Source organism: Vreelandella sp. 2A-K22 (assembly GCF_054065485.1).
The window spans coordinates 33,664-48,196 of sequence record NZ_JBSUGC010000018.1; the positions used below are offsets into that span (position 1 = coordinate 33,664).

Below are 14,533 nucleotides of genomic sequence, written 5' to 3' on the forward strand. Positions count from 1 at the left end.
CTAAGGTCGATTTGCCATCGCCTCGAATTCGGGAGCTACTGCCCAATGAGCCCCACAGAAAAACGCACCACTGACTTTGGTTTTCAGGAAGTCCCAGTTGATGAAAAAGCTTCACGAGTGGCCGATGTTTTCCACTCCGTGGCTGCCCGCTACGATGTGATGAACGACCTGATGTCCATGGGCATCCACCGAGTCTGGAAGCGTCTTACCATTGAACGCGCAGGGGTGCGGCCTGGTCACCACGTGCTGGATATCGCGGGCGGCACAGGGGATTTAACGCTTAAGTTCTCCCGTTTGGTTGGCCCCCGGGGCAAAGTCGTACTTGCCGACATCAACGCCTCCATGCTCAAAGTGGGCCGCGACAAACTGATGGATAACGGTGTAGGCGGCAACGTCGAGTATGTTCAAGCCAATGCCGAAAGTCTGCCGTTTCCCGACAACAGCTTCGACTGCATCACCATTGCCTTTGGCCTACGTAACGTCACCGACAAAGACGCCGCGCTGCGCTCCATGGCCCGTGTGCTCAAGCCCGGTGGCCGTCTTTTGGTGCTGGAGTTCTCCAAACCCAACAACCCGCTGCTCTCCAAGGCCTACGATGAGTACTCTTTTCGCCTGCTGCCCAAAATGGGTGAACTGGTGGCGGGGGACGGCGACAGCTACCGCTACCTGGCGGAGTCGATTCGCATGCACCCAGATCAGGAAACGCTTAAAGCCATGATGGAAGAGGCGGGGCTTGAGCGGGTTGAGTACACCAACCTGACCGGTGGTATCGTTGCGCTGCACCGCGGCATTAAGTTATGACATTGCAAAACAGCATGACGTCCAAAAGCCAGACAACGTCCCTGCGGCCGATGACGCTATCTACCAAGAGGTCAGCATGCTGGTAACCCCGACCCTGCTGCTGGCCGGTTGTGAACGCACGCTCAACGCCCTGCTCTCCCGTGACCCCGCTGCTCCTGAACGGCTAGCGGCACTGGCGGGCAGCCGTCTACTGGTGCGCCTTGAGCAGCCCCACTTAGCACTGGTCATTCACTACCATCACGCCGGGCTCGACTTGATGCGCGGCGATGACGTTGATGAAACCGACGTAGACGCAGTGGTAGAGCTCACCCCGGAAACGTTTTCCGAGTGGATCAGCGGCGCCTCGATTGAACGCCTTATGTTTGACGGCAAGCTGGCGGTGCGCGGGCGTATCCATCTGCTTGAAGCCACTCGAGACCTGCTCTTCGACCTGGACATCGACTGGGAGAGCGAGCTGGCCCGCTGGCTGGGCGATATGCCCGCCCACTCCCTGGCCGAGGGACTGCGCCGCGCTGCCCGCTGGGGGCTGCGTGCCAAAGACGAGCTGATGCAGGATGTTTCTGAATATGTCTTTGAAGAGGCACGCCTGCTGCCAGGGCGGCAGCAGCGTAGCCTACTGCGCGAGCATCTGACCGAGTTAGAGGTGGCGACCGATCGCCTGGAAGCGCGACTAAACCGCTTACAGCGACGTCTAGAACAGCTACAGCTTGCGCCACAGGAGTCGCGCCCATGAGCCTGCGTCTGCTGCGGATAAGCTGGGTGATCAGCCGCCACCGGCTTGACACACTGCTGCCGCTAGAGCGGCTGCCCTGGTGGCTCCGGGCGCTGCTATGGTTTTCTCCGCTACGTTTGATCCCCGTTGGCAAGCGCTCGCGGGGCGAACGTCTGCGCTTGTCGCTGGAAGCACTGGGGCCGATTTTTATTAAATTCGGCCAAATGCTCTCGACCCGTCGCGACCTGCTGCCAGCGGATATCGCCGATGAGCTGAAACGCCTGCAGGATCAGGTGCCGCCCTTTCCCGGTGATCAAGCCGCCGACCGGGTCGAGAAAGCGCTGGAAATGTCGCTGGAAGAGGCCTTTGCTGAGTTTGACCGAGTGCCATTGGCCTCGGCGTCGATTGCCCAGGTGCACGCGGCAAGACTGCACGGCGGTGAAGACGTGGTGGTGAAAATCATTCGCCCCGGCATTGATCGCGTGATGCGTCAGGATATGGCGCTGATGTACCAAGTCGCCAAGCTATTCTCCAAAATCCCCGAGGCGCGTCGCCTGCGTCCGGTGGAAGTCATTCGCGACTACGAAGCCACGCTGTTTGACGAGCTGGATCTCTACAAAGAGGCCGCCAACACCTCGCAGCTCAAGCGCAACTTCAAAGACTCACCGCTGCTGTTTGTGCCCACCATCTACTGGCCCTTCACCCGCCGCCATGTGATGGTGCAAGAGCGCATTCGCGGTATTCCGGTCGCCGATTTAGATACCCTGATTGCTCGTGGCACTAATTTGAAGAAGCTTGCAGAGCGCGGCGTCGAGCTGTTCTTTACTCAGGTATTCCGTGACAACTTCTTTCACGCGGATATGCACCCAGGCAATATTTTCGTCAACTGTGACAACCCCGAAGATCCCCAATACATTGCCATCGATTGCGGCATCGTCGGCAGCCTGACCCGGGAAGATCAGGACTACTTAGCGCGTAACCTACTGGCGTTTTTCCACCAGGACTATTATGAAGTCGCTGCGCTGCACATCGAATCCGGCTGGGTGGGCGAAAACACCCGCGCTAACGAATTCGCAGCGGCGATTCGCACCGTTTGTGAGCCCATTTTAGAGAAGCCGTTGAAAGATATCTCCTTCGGCCAGGTGCTATTGGGGCTGTTTCAAACCGCGCGGCGCTTTAATATGGAAGTACAGCCGCAACTGGTACTGTTGCAGAAAACGCTGCTCAATATTGAAGGCCTGGGGCGCCAACTCTATCCGGATCTAGATCTGTGGAGTACCGCCAAGCCCTATTTAGAGCAGTGGATGAAAGAGCGTGCCGGGGTCAGCGGTTTATGGGAGTCGCTGAAGCGCCAGGCGCCGGAGCTTTCGCACCAGTTGCCCGAACTGCCCGTACTGGCTCACCAGGCGCTAAGCCGTATGGAGCACGAGCATCGCCAGCGCCACCAGCAAGTCGAATCGATCAACGCCATGCGGGTGCAGATGGCGCGCCAGGGCAAACGCCTCTACCGCCTTCGGCTTGGCTTGATTCTGCTGGCGCTGGCACTGGCTTGGCAGCCCTTAAGCGGCTGGATTGCACTTCAGGAGTGGCCGATACTAGCGGCCGCCGCCATTGGCCTACTGTTGCTGGTATGGCAATAGAGTGACGCACTAAACGTTTACGAGGATTCCCATGGACAGCAACGCATTATCGCCTAACAATTCGACTAGCCATACTGATGTGCTGGATACGCTCAATGAGGTGCTAAAGCAGCGACGCCATGCAGCGGCAGAAGAATCTTATGTTGCCTCCTTGCATCATAAGGGTTTGAACAAGATACTCGAAAAGGTAGGCGAGGAAGCAACAGAAACAGTGCTTGCGGCAAAAGATGCCGAGCATGGTAGCGAGGCTGAACGCCAAGCATTGATTTCTGAAACCGCCGACCTGTGGTTTCATAGCCTGGTGATGCTGTCACACCTGGGGATGGATCATCAGGCCGTTTTAGACGAACTGGCACGGCGTTTCGGCATTTCCGGACACGAGGAAAAAGCCGCCCGCCAGCCATAGTTGCCACATAGGGCTGTCGCATAGTGGTAACGCGCGTACTGTAGTACTGCTCCTAGCCATAGGGCTCGTATTCATTGGCTCAGTGGTAAAAGAGATAGCGCTAAAATAGGTAGCACTCACTAAAATAGATAGCACTCAATCGATAGTTAACCTGCTCGCAAGAGGACACGCATATGTTAGGTGGTATTAGTATTTGGCAGTTGCTGATTGTGCTGGGCATCATCATTCTGGTTTTCGGCACCAAAAAACTGCGTAACGTGGGCACCGACCTAGGCGGGGCGGTCAAGGGCTTCAAGAAAGCCATGCACGACGAGGAGAAAAATAAAGAGGCGGACAAAGAGGACGCCGACCAACCCCATGCCAAAGTGAGCCATGAAGAGCCGGGCAACACTTACGACGTTCAAGCCGAAGAGAAACAGGCCGCCCACGACCGCAACGAAGAGCGCAAATAAACCATGCTGGATATCGGCTTTCTTGAACTGATGCTGATTGGCGTCGTCGGGCTGTTGGTGCTTGGCCCGGAGCGGCTGCCCCGCGCCGCCCGTACGACGGGCATGTGGATTGGTAAAATCAAGCGTACGGTATCCGGTATGCAGCGTGAAATCAGCGCCCAACTGGAAGCAGAAGAGCTGCGCCAAAAGCTCAATGAACAGCAAAAGAAGCTCGATGACAGCTTGAAGAAAGCGAAGCTGGACGTAGAGAGCATTGCCGATAGCCCGTCAGACGCTGCACCAGCGCAGCAGAGCGACACTGATAAGAGTGACACTGAGCAGCGCGTTGCCCAGGCCAGCTCTCGATTGGATGACGCCCTGCAAACGGTGCGAGAGGAAACGGTGCGTGAAGAAACACCTCCGTCATCATCTGCCTCGACTGCGCCCACCCGCGAGGCCGAACCTGAAACGCCTAACCCTGAGTCGGCTGCACTTAATAAGGATCGTAATCACCAATGAGCATGTCTGGCGATTCAAAGGAGCCGCGGGAAGAGCAGAGCCAAGCCCCCCTGATTGAGCACCTGATCGAGCTGCGCTCACGGCTAATGCGCGCCGTGATCGTTATCCTGGTGGTCTTTTTGGGCCTCTACTCCTTTGCCAATGATATCTACACCTTTGTTGCCGAGCCGTTGATGGCGCTGCTGCCCGAAGGCTCGCAGATGATCGCTACGGAAGTCGCTTCGCCATTCTTAGCGCCGTTCAAGCTCACTCTGGTAGTCGCGGTATTTATCGCTATTCCGTTTGTGCTACACCAAGCCTGGGCGTTTATCGCCCCGGGGCTTTACGACAATGAGAAAGCGCTGGCGATTCCGATTCTGGTTTCGAGCATTGCGCTTTTCTACGGCGGCGCGGCGTTTGCCTATTACGTTGTTTTTCCGCTGCTGTTTGAGTTTTTCACCCAAACCGGGCCGGAAAACGTCGCCGTGATGACCGACATTAACCAATATCTGAACTTCGTTCTTAAGCTGTTCTTTGCCTTCGGTGTAGCGTTTGAGATTCCTATTGCGACCTTTTTGCTTATCTTATCTGGCGCTACGTCGGTGGAAAGCTTGTCTAAAAAGCGCCCGTATATCCTACTAGGCTGCTTTGTTGTCGGCATGCTGCTAACGCCCCCGGATGTGATTTCACAGAGCCTACTGGCGGTACCGATGTATCTGCTTTATGAAGTCGGGCTGTTGTTTGGTCGCCTGGTGCGCAAGCGCAAAGAGGAGAAAGAGACTGCCGAAGAGCAAGAAGCAGACCTCTAAGCACTGGGATCAACGTCCAGATATTTAAAAGCCGCCGCCATGATCAATGGCGGCGGCTTTTGTATCAGCACAGTGGCGAGCTTAATCCATCATTTCTGCAATGCGATCCACCAGTTTAAAAATACCAGTTGCGGCTTCGCTGATCCGCGTTGCCAGCATATAAGCGGGTGTGGTGACCACCCGGTGCTCAAAATCCACCACGATATCTTCTACGCTACAGGTGCGGTGTAGCCCACCCATGGCGCTTATCGCCCCGGAAACCGCCGGGTCATTGCCCACCGTTACCGCAATGCCCTCATCCAATAGGCGTGGCACAAGTACGGGGGAAATACACATCAAACCAATCGGCTTGGCCTCTTGGTGAAAGCCCGTCAGCGCCTCTTTTAGCGCTTCTAACACCTGCATATTGTCGCTGGCACTGGCAAAGTCCGAAAGGTTCTTGGCAACGCCAAAACCACCGGGCACAATCACTGCGTCAAAATCATTAGCCACTAATTCACTCAGTGGGCTGATCTCCCCTCGCGCCAAGCGAGCGGACTCCAGCAACACGTTACGCTGCTCGCCCTCCACTACTTCTTGGGTGAGGTGGTTAACCACATGGTGCTGCTCAATATCGGGGGCAAAACAGCGGTATCCAATGCCCAACTGATCCAAGCGCAGCAGGGTTAGCGTGGTCTCATATATTTCCGAGCCATCGTAAACGCCGCAGCCAGCTAAAATCACTGCCACCTGTTTGGTCATGCCTATCTCCTTATCCCAGGGTCTGCCGAACGCAATACAGCAAAGCTGTCGCTCACTTTAGTCAGTCTGCCGTGTCGCCACAAGACGGCTTTCGCCGCAGGGCATGGCTGATATACTGATTCCAGGCCTTCGGGCATGTTGATTTGCGATCCTTAATGTTCACGATCACTGATTTTTACGACCTCTAATGGAGAGCCCTCTTGAGTACACCCACTGCCCGCCACTTTCCCGCCACGCGCATGCGCCGTATGCGCCGCGACGATTTCTCACGCCGATTGATGCAGGAAAACAGCCTGAGTCCATCCGACCTGATTCTGCCCGTTTTTGTGTTGGAAGGTATCAATCAGCGCGAAGCCGTCGCCTCCATGCCCGGCGTTGAACGGCTGTCTATTGATCTGCTGATCGAGCAAGCTCGCGAAGCGTATGAACTGGGCATTCCAGCACTGGCACTCTTTCCTGTGGTTGGCTCCGAGCACAAGAGTGAGTTTGCTGAAGAGGCCTATAGCGCTAGCGGTTTAGTTCAGCGCAGCGTGCGTGCCCTTAAAGAAGCGCTACCCGAATTAGGCATTATCACGGACGTGGCGCTGGATCCTTATACCAGCCACGGTCAAGACGGCATTCTTGACGAACACGGCTATGTCCAGAATGACCGCACAGTGGATACCCTGCTCAAGCAGGCGCTCTCCCATGCCGAAGCGGGGGCCGATGTGGTCGCCCCTTCCGATATGATGGATGGCCGGATTGGTGCGATTCGCCAGGTGTTGGAGCAGGAACATTTACATAATGTGCGTATTATGGCCTACAGCGCCAAGTACGCCTCGCACTACTACGGGCCTTTTCGCGATGCGGTCGGTTCGGCTGCTAACTTGGGCAAAGCGGACAAGCGCACCTATCAAATGGATCCCGCTAACAGCGATGAAGCGCTCCACGAAGTGGCCATGGATATCGCCGAGGGCGCCGACATGGTGATGGTCAAGCCCGGCATGCCCTACCTAGATATCGTGCGGCGGGTAAAAAGCGAACTACAGGTACCCACCTTCGCCTACCAAGTCAGCGGCGAGTACGCCATGCACCGCGCGGCCTTCGACAACGGCTGGTTAGAAGCGGAGCCGGTAATACTGGAGTCGTTGATGTGTTTCAAACGGGCAGGCGCAGATGGCATTCTGACCTACTTCGCCCTAGATGCAGCGCGGTTACTTCAGCAACGCTAAGATGACAACCTGGTGACACCTTTTTGTCATCTTCTCCCCGCATACTGCACTGATATACAAGTATCAGGCTATGATACCTTCGAGCTATCAACGCGGGGAGATCCACTATGGACGAGCAAGCTTCAGATTCCTTACCACTGTCGTCTACCGATCACACCAGCAGCGACGGCGATACGCCGCTACGGATTAACCGTACCCCGACCGGCGTCCAGGCACGTGAAGCACAGCCTGAAACCGACCTCGACGATACCCAGCTCTACTTCAACCGCGAGCTATCGCATCTACAGTTCAATATCCGCGTGTTGGAGCAGGCGTTAGATGACGCCCACCCACTGCTCAATCGGCTAATGTTCCTGCTGATTTTCTCCTCCAACATGGATGAGTTTTTCGAGATTCGAGTGGCGGGCTTGAAGCATCAAATTGCCCTGGGCGACGACACCACCGCCGCCGATGGCCGCCTGCCCAAAGCGGTGTTGGCGGAGATCTCGCAGCTTGCCCACGCGCAAATTGATCGCCAGTATCAGATACTCAACGACACCTTGTTACCCGCGCTGGAAACCCATGGGCTGCGTTTTCGTCGCCGCGATCAGTGGACTGATGAGCAGAAAGCCTGGGTTAAGGCGTTTTTCGATAATGAAATTATGCCGGTCATTAGCCCGATCGGCCTCGACCCCTCGCACCCTTTCCCGCGTTTAGTGAATAAAAGCCTCAATTTTATTGTTGAGTTGGAAGGCAAAGATGCGTTTGGTCGCGCCGGGGGGATGGCGATTCTTCCCGCGCCGCGCTCGCTACCGCGTCTGATGGCACTGCCCAAGGAGCTCTGCGAGGAGGGATTCTCGGAATATGTTTTCCTCTCTTCGATGATTCATGCCCATGCCGAGGAGCTGTTTCCTGGCATGAGCGTACGCGGCTGCTATCAATTCCGGCTGACCCGCAACGCGGATATGAGCGTTGACCCAGAGGAGGTTTCGGATCTCGCCTCTGCGCTGCGCGGTGAGCTGCTGGCACGCCGCTACGGCAGCGGTGTGCGCCTGGAAGTTGCCGACAGTTGCCCTGATGACTTGACCAACTTTTTACTGCGCCAGTTTGAACTGGAAAGCGACGACTTATATCGCGTCAAAGGGCCGGTTAATTTAACCCGTATGATGTCGGTACTGGGGGACGTGGATCGCCCCGAACTACTCTATCGGCCGTTTACCCCCAGCATTCCCAAAGCGCTCAAAGCGGGTAGCCTGTTTGAAGCCATCGCCAAGAACGACATTCTACTCCATCACCCTTTCCAGTCGTTTACGCCGATTGAAGACCTGCTGCGCGAAGCCGCCCGGGATCCAAATGTACTGGCAGTGAAGCAGACCCTTTACCGTACCGGCGCAGACTCGGCCATTGTTAACGCACTGGTGGAAGCGGCCAGCCAAGGCAAAGAAGTCACTGTGGTCATTGAACTGCGCGCGCGCTTTGATGAGGCCGACAACCTACAGCTGGCTTCACGCTTGCAAGAAGCGGGGGCAATCGTTGTCTACGGCATTATGGCGTACAAAACCCACGCCAAAATGCTGCACATCGTTCGTCGCGAAAAAGGTGAACTTTGCTACTACGCGCACCTGGGCACCGGTAACTATCACTCTAAAACCGCCAAGCTATATACCGACTACAGCCTGCTGACTGCCAACAAAGCGTTGTGTGCCGATGTTCATAAAGTGTTCCAACAGTTGTCTGGAATGGGCCGCGCACGCAAAATCGACACGCTGTTGCACGCGCCATTTACGCTGCATGAACGGTTGGTGGCAATGATCGATCGGGAAGCGCAGATAGCGCGTAAGGGTAAGCGCGGGCACATCATTATTAAGTGCAACTCGTTAACCGAGCCCAAGCTTATCAAAGCGCTCTACCGGGCCTCACAGGCGGGGGTAGAGTGCGATTTGATTATTCGCGGTATGTGCTGTTTGAAGCCAGGAGTACCGGGCGTTTCCGACAACATTCGCGTGCGCTCGATTATTGGTCGTCTGCTGGAGCATACTCGGGTGTTCCACTTCCACAATGATGGCAAGTCGGAGACCTGGTGCTCAAGCGCGGACTTTATGGCGCGCAATATGTTCCACCGTGTGGAGACGTGCTTCCCGCTGCTGGATAAGAAGCTCGCCACCCGGGTACGCAAAGACCTGGAGACCTACCTGGTGGATAACTGCCAGAGCTGGCTGCTCCAGACCGACGGCAGCTACCTACTCCAGAATCCGGGCGACAGCGATGCCATTAGTGCCCAGGAAACCCTGCTCTACGCCTATGCATCAAAAAGCTAGGCATCGAAAAGTCAGCACTCCCCCGCTGCTTAGGGCAGCGGGAGGGATTCTGCCCTCTACCCGTTTACGCATAGCGTTGACGTAACACCTTAGCCGCTTCCACCATATTGGCCAGCGCTGGCTCTACTTCCGTCCAACCACGGGTTTTTAAGCCGCAGTCCGGGTTCACCCACAGCCGTTCGACGGGGATTTTTTCCAGGGCTTTCTCCATCAAATCGACCATCCAGCTCACCTCGGGAATATTGGGGGTGTGGATATCGTAAACCCCTGGGCCGATTTCATTGGGATAAGCGAAGTCCTGGAAGGCATCCAGCAGGTGCATATCCGAACGCGACGTTTCGATGGTGATGACATCGGCATCAAGTGCTGCAATCGCGCCAATGATGTCGTTGAATTCCGAGTAGCACATATGGGTATGAATCTGGGTGGTGTTGGCCACACCTGCAGCGCTTAGCTGGAAGCTCTCTACCGCCCAATCAAGGTATGATTGCCACTCATCTTGGCGCAGCGGTAACCCTTCGCGTAGCGCTGGCTCATCGATTTGAATAATGTTGATCCCGGCTTTTTCCAGATCCAACACCTCATCGCGCAGCGCCAAGGCAATCTGGCGGCAGGTGGTTTCCCGCGGCTGGTCATCACGCACAAACGACCACTGTAGAATCGTCACCGGCCCTGTCAACATGCCCTTCATGGGCTTATCGGTCAGAGTTTGGGCGTACTCGCTCCAGCGCACCGTCATCGGGGCGGGGCGCGATACGTCACCGAAGATCACCGGCGGCTTCACGCAGCGTGAACCGTAACTTTGTACCCAGCCAAAACGGGTAAACGCAAAGCCTTCCAACTGCTCGCCAAAGTACTCCACCATATCGTTACGTTCGGCTTCGCCATGCACTGGCACATCGATCCCCAGCGCCTGCTGGCGTTCAACGGCGTAGGCAATTTCAACCTGCATACGGGCTTCGTAGTCGGCCAACGCCAGCTCACCAGCCTTAAAAGCGCGCCGGGCGGCACGAATCGCATCGGTTTGCGGGAAAGAACCAATCGTCGTGGTGGGGAATAGCGGCAGCTTAAGCGCGCGACGCTGAGCCTCAGAACGCACACCATAAGGCGCCCGGCGCTGGCTATCGGCGGGGCGAACCGCCGCCAAACGCTCACTGACCTCAGCTTGGTGAATACGCGTTGATTCACGCCGGGCATCCAGCGCCCGTGTGGCCTGATCCAGTCGCTGCTCATCGGCAGGCGTGGCGCGGTTATCGATCAAGCGCGCCAAGGTGACCACCTCGTCAAGTTTCTGCCGCGCGAAAGCCAGCCAGCTGATCAGCTCATCACCAAGCTCCGTCTCCTGGGCCAAATCCACCGGCACATGCAGCAGCGAGCAGCTGGGTGCCAACCAAAGCCGCTGCCCCAGGCGCACTTTCAACGGCAGCAGGCGTTCTCGCAAGGCAGCCAAATCGGCCCGCCAGATATTGCGACCATCGACAAACCCCACCGATAGCACCTGATGGGGGCCAAGGCGGTCAATCACACCCTCGACTTGCTGGGGGGCGCGCACGGCATCAATGTGCAACCCTGCCACGGGCAAACGGGTCGCCAATGATAGGTTATCGCCCAAGCCGCCGAAGTAAGTGGCTAGCAATAGTTTTAGCGGCGCAGACTGAAGGCGATGATAGGCACGCTCATAGGCCTGCTGCCATGCCAGCGGCAGATCCTGCACCAGCGCAGGCTCATCCAGTTGCACCCACTCAATGCCTTGGGTGGCAAGCCGCGCTAATATTTCGCCATACACGTCGAGTACGCTGTCGAGCAGCGTCAGGCGGTCAAAATCACCGCCCTTGGTTTTGCCAAGCCATAGCCAAGTCAGCGGCCCCGTCAGCGTTACTTTCGGGGTAAAACCCGCACGTAACGCTTCATCCACTTCGTCAAACAGCCGGTTGGATGCCAGAGTAAAGGTTTGCCCTTCGTGCAGTTCGGGGACGAGGTAGTGGTAGTTGGTATCGAAGTATTTGGTCATTTCACAGGCTGCGGCGGGCTCACCGCTGGGGGCTCTACCGCGGGCCATACGAAAGGTGGTGTCGAGATCGATATCGCCACCTGCCACTTCATTATTGGCGTTAAAGCGGGCAGGCACAGCCCCCAGCGCCACTGAAACGTTCAACACTTGGTCGTAAAATGCGAAATCGCCCACGCTAACGAAATCCAAACCCGCGTCCTGCTGTGCCTGCCAGTGGCGCAAACGCAGCTCGCGAGCGGTGTTTTCCAGCTCGCTACGCGTACACTCGCCTTTCCAGTATGCTTCAGTGGCTTTTTTTAGCTCGCGCTGAGCGCCGATGCGGGGATAGCCGAGAATATGAGAAACTGTCATGATGAACCCTACCAACGTGAAATAATTCACACAGTCTGGGCACCAGGCCTTGATGAATCAAACTAAAGTTTCTAATAGTAAAGATGAAAAACACTCACGATGATTGAGCCACTACATGATTGAGTTACGACACCTACGCACGCTGCTGGCTCTGCGCGAAACCGGCTCCCTGGTCGATGCTGCCGATCGCGTGCATTTGACCCAATCGGCGCTTTCGCACCAGCTTAAAGATCTTGAGAGCCGCGTGGACAGCGCGCTTTTTGTGCGTAAAACCCGCCCGGTGGAATTCACCCGCGCGGGGCTGCGGCTGCTCGCCCTAGCCGACCAGGTACTGCCTGAAGTACGCAAGGCGGAGCGTGATTTGGCGCGCCTGGCAGGCACCGAGCAGGGGCGTTTGCATATGGCCATTGAGTGCCACAGCTGCTTTCAGTGGCTAATGCCCACAGTGGACTATTTTCGCGATCACTGGCCGGAAGTGGAAATCGACATTCCCAGTGGACACCACTTTGACCCGCTTCCGGCGCTTGCCCGAGAGCAGCTGGATCTGGTGATCACCGCTGACCCCCAACCCCTTGAGGGCATTCACTACGCCCCGCTGTTTCGCTATGAAGGGTTACTGGCCGTCGCCCGCCAGCACCCTTTTGCTGGCCGGGGGTTTATAGAGCCCCAGGCACTGGCTGAGGAAACGTTGATTACCTACCCCGTTGAGCAGTCGCGATTGGATATTTTCACCCAGTTTTTGCAACCGGCGAACGTGCGTCCTCAGGAGATTCGTACCGCCGAATTGACGATTATGATGATGCAGCTGGTGGCCAGCGGGCGTGGCGTGTGTGCACTACCCAACTGGGCACTCACCGAGTATTTAGAGCGCGATTACGTTAGCGCGGTGAAGCTAGGCGAGCATGGGGTATGGAGCACGCTGTATGCGGCGATTCGCGAAGAGACCCGCGAAGCGCCATGGATGCAGGATTTTTTACGCACGGCGCGGGAGACCTCCTTTGCAGTGCTATCCGGGGTCAAGCCTGCGGATCGCGACGCGGAACCAGCAGCGTAAAGCGCGCGCCGCCCAAAGTGGGACTGGTATCGATGGTCACGCTACCACCGTGCCCGGCCATGATTTTCTGCACAATCGAAAGCCCTAACCCGTAGCCACCAGAGCTGCGAGCACGGCTGTCGTCCAGACGGGCAAACGGCTTGAAAATATCCGCCCGCGCTTCCGGCGGAATGCCGGGGCCGTCGTCTTCAACGTCAATACGCACCAGATTGGGTTCATCCCAGAGGTGAATCATCACCTGGGACTTAGCATGGCGGCAGGCGTTGCCGACTAAATTCTGCACCGCACGCTGAAGATAGCGCGGCTCCGCCAGCAGCTCGATTTCAGGACCAGGCGCAAGCGCCAACGCTAAGCCCCTATGCAGCGGCGACAGCGTATCAATCACCCGTTCCGCCATGGCCCGACACTCTACCAGCGCCGTTTCAAGCTCAGCGCCGTTAACCGTTTCTCCACCCAGTCGTGCATAGGTGAGAATTTCATCAACTAACTCATCGAGCTCGGCAATGTCCGCATCGATCCCCTGAAGCTGGCGGCGAATGGCGGGTTGATCGGTCATATCCTCGACCATCTGCACGGCAAAGCGAATACGCGCGACCGGGGTGCGCAGCTCGTGGGAAACCGCCCGAATCATCTCCTGTTGACCGCGCAGCAGGCTCTGCACCTGATTGGCCATGCCATTAAAAGCCATCCCCAAGCGGCCTAAAAAGTCGCCGCTCTCTACCTTTACCCGGGTTTCCAGGCGGCCACTGGCAATCCGCGTGGCAGCCAGCTCCAGCCGCGCCATGCGGGCTTCGATACTGCGCATAATCAAATAAATAATCAGGCTGAGAACGATCATCAGCCCCATCAAAAGGGGTAAGTGCAAATTCAGCGGTAAGGTGTCGCCGCGGGAAATAGGCCCCGCTTGCAGCCATTGTGACTCGCCTGGCAACTGATAGAGCAGCGTAATTGAAAGCTTATCAGAAACGAGTTGGGTGATGACGTTGCCCCTGACCAGCTGAGCCTGCTGCGCCGCCGTTAGTCCCGCAGGCAACGAAGGCAAAAGCTGCAACGGCCAACTCCCTGGACGCAATTGGGCAATGCGGCCATCACGCTCTGCCGCGGGCGCTGCCGCGAGCCACCCACCAAGCAACTCAATGCTGCCATGCCACTGGTGCTCACTCCAGTCATCGAGTCGTGCTTGCAGCAGCCAGGTGTCGCTGGGCAAACGCTGTTGCAGTAGCCAGGGGCTTTCAGCGACCAGTATTTTGCCCTGCTCCAGGCGCGACCGTTCGAAAAATCCCAAATCCGCATCGCCGATAGGCTGCAGGGTCAGCTGTAAATCGAGCTGTTCCGAAAAATGCTCAAGCAGAGCATTTCGCTGTTCAACCGGTGCGTCGGCGAGCTGTTGCGTCATCAACGACATAGGCAGCGCGGCGAGCTGCTCACGATAGTCTTCACGGCGCACCTGTTCGATAAAGGAGCGCCCCGCTAAGGCGATCACAAAAACCACTAATAGCGCGATGCCCAACAGCAAATAGAAGCGTAAAAACGAGCCGTTACTGAGCACCCGCCGCATGATGCCATCCCTC

General features: G+C 56.8%; 13 protein-coding genes. 10 read left to right on the forward strand and 3 right to left on the reverse strand.

The window, feature by feature from the left end:
- Positions 1-45: 45 nt before the first annotated feature.
- From ubiE to tatC, 7 genes are all read left to right on the forward strand, one after another.
- The gene (gene ubiE, locus ACW17M_RS21340; RefSeq protein WP_009287442.1) at positions 46-801 is read left to right on the forward strand and encodes a bifunctional demethylmenaquinone methyltransferase/2-methoxy-6-polyprenyl-1,4-benzoquinol methylase UbiE; all 756 of its coding nucleotides are present in this window, start codon (positions 46-48) and stop codon (positions 799-801) included.
- A 76-nt stretch (positions 802-877) separates the two neighbouring features.
- On the forward strand, positions 878-1,534 hold the full coding sequence (locus tag ACW17M_RS21345) for a ubiquinone biosynthesis accessory factor UbiJ (RefSeq protein WP_027958644.1): 657 nt from the start codon (positions 878-880) through the stop codon (positions 1,532-1,534).
- Positions 1,531-3,153 carry a ubiquinone biosynthesis regulatory protein kinase UbiB gene (gene ubiB, locus ACW17M_RS21350; RefSeq protein WP_278370591.1) on the forward strand — a complete coding sequence of 541 codons (1,623 nt, stop codon included), beginning with the start codon at positions 1,531-1,533 and terminating at the stop codon, positions 3,151-3,153. Before ACW17M_RS21345 ends, ubiB begins: the two co-directional genes overlap by 4 nt.
- Positions 3,154-3,184: 31 nt before the next feature.
- Positions 3,185-3,559: a phosphoribosyl-ATP diphosphatase gene (locus ACW17M_RS21355; RefSeq protein WP_027958642.1), complete on the forward strand. Its 375-nt coding sequence runs from the start codon at positions 3,185-3,187 to the stop codon at positions 3,557-3,559.
- Between the two features lie 173 nt (positions 3,560-3,732).
- Positions 3,733-4,011 (forward strand): Sec-independent protein translocase subunit TatA, encoded by a 279-nt coding sequence (tatA, locus tag ACW17M_RS21360; RefSeq protein ID WP_022522099.1) that lies wholly within the window; start codon positions 3,733-3,735, stop codon positions 4,009-4,011.
- A gap of 3 nt (positions 4,012-4,014) precedes the next feature.
- Positions 4,015-4,509, forward strand: a complete 495-nt coding sequence (gene tatB / locus ACW17M_RS21365; RefSeq protein WP_022522098.1) for a Sec-independent protein translocase protein TatB — start codon at positions 4,015-4,017, stop codon at positions 4,507-4,509.
- Positions 4,506-5,297 carry a twin-arginine translocase subunit TatC gene (gene tatC / locus ACW17M_RS21370; protein WP_009287443.1) on the forward strand — a complete coding sequence of 264 codons (792 nt, stop codon included), beginning with the start codon at positions 4,506-4,508 and terminating at the stop codon, positions 5,295-5,297. Before tatB ends, tatC begins: the two co-directional genes overlap by 4 nt.
- A gap of 81 nt (positions 5,298-5,378) precedes the next feature.
- Here tatC and elbB read toward each other — a convergent pair whose 3' ends face one another.
- Complete coding sequence (elbB, locus tag ACW17M_RS21375; RefSeq protein ID WP_009287444.1) at positions 5,379-6,038, reverse strand: isoprenoid biosynthesis glyoxalase ElbB; 660 nt, start codon at positions 6,036-6,038, stop codon at positions 5,379-5,381.
- Between the two features lie 200 nt (positions 6,039-6,238).
- Between elbB and hemB the strand changes: the two genes are divergently transcribed.
- Complete coding sequence (gene hemB, locus ACW17M_RS21380) at positions 6,239-7,249, forward strand: porphobilinogen synthase (RefSeq protein WP_022522097.1); 1,011 nt, start codon at positions 6,239-6,241, stop codon at positions 7,247-7,249.
- Positions 7,250-7,356: 107 nt separating this feature from the next.
- A complete protein-coding gene (gene ppk1, locus ACW17M_RS21385; RefSeq protein ID WP_027958639.1) occupies positions 7,357-9,546 on the forward strand; it encodes a polyphosphate kinase 1 in 2,190 nt (729 codons plus the stop codon).
- A 64-nt stretch (positions 9,547-9,610) separates the two neighbouring features.
- Here the strand turns inward: ppk1 and metE are convergent, their stop codons facing one another.
- A complete protein-coding gene (gene metE / locus ACW17M_RS21390; protein WP_427770538.1) occupies positions 9,611-11,908 on the reverse strand; it encodes a 5-methyltetrahydropteroyltriglutamate--homocysteine S-methyltransferase in 2,298 nt (765 codons plus the stop codon).
- Positions 11,909-12,023: 115 nt separating this feature from the next.
- On the opposite strand from metE, the gene ACW17M_RS21395 reads away from it, so the two are divergent.
- The gene (locus ACW17M_RS21395; RefSeq protein ID WP_022522094.1) at positions 12,024-12,962 is read left to right on the forward strand and encodes a LysR family transcriptional regulator; all 939 of its coding nucleotides are present in this window, start codon (positions 12,024-12,026) and stop codon (positions 12,960-12,962) included.
- Here ACW17M_RS21395 and ACW17M_RS21400 read toward each other — a convergent pair.
- A complete protein-coding gene (locus ACW17M_RS21400; RefSeq protein ID WP_457548059.1) occupies positions 12,925-14,520 on the reverse strand; it encodes an ATP-binding protein in 1,596 nt (531 codons plus the stop codon). The genes ACW17M_RS21395 and ACW17M_RS21400 overlap by 38 nt on opposite strands.
- Between the last annotated feature and the right edge of the window lie 13 nt (positions 14,521-14,533).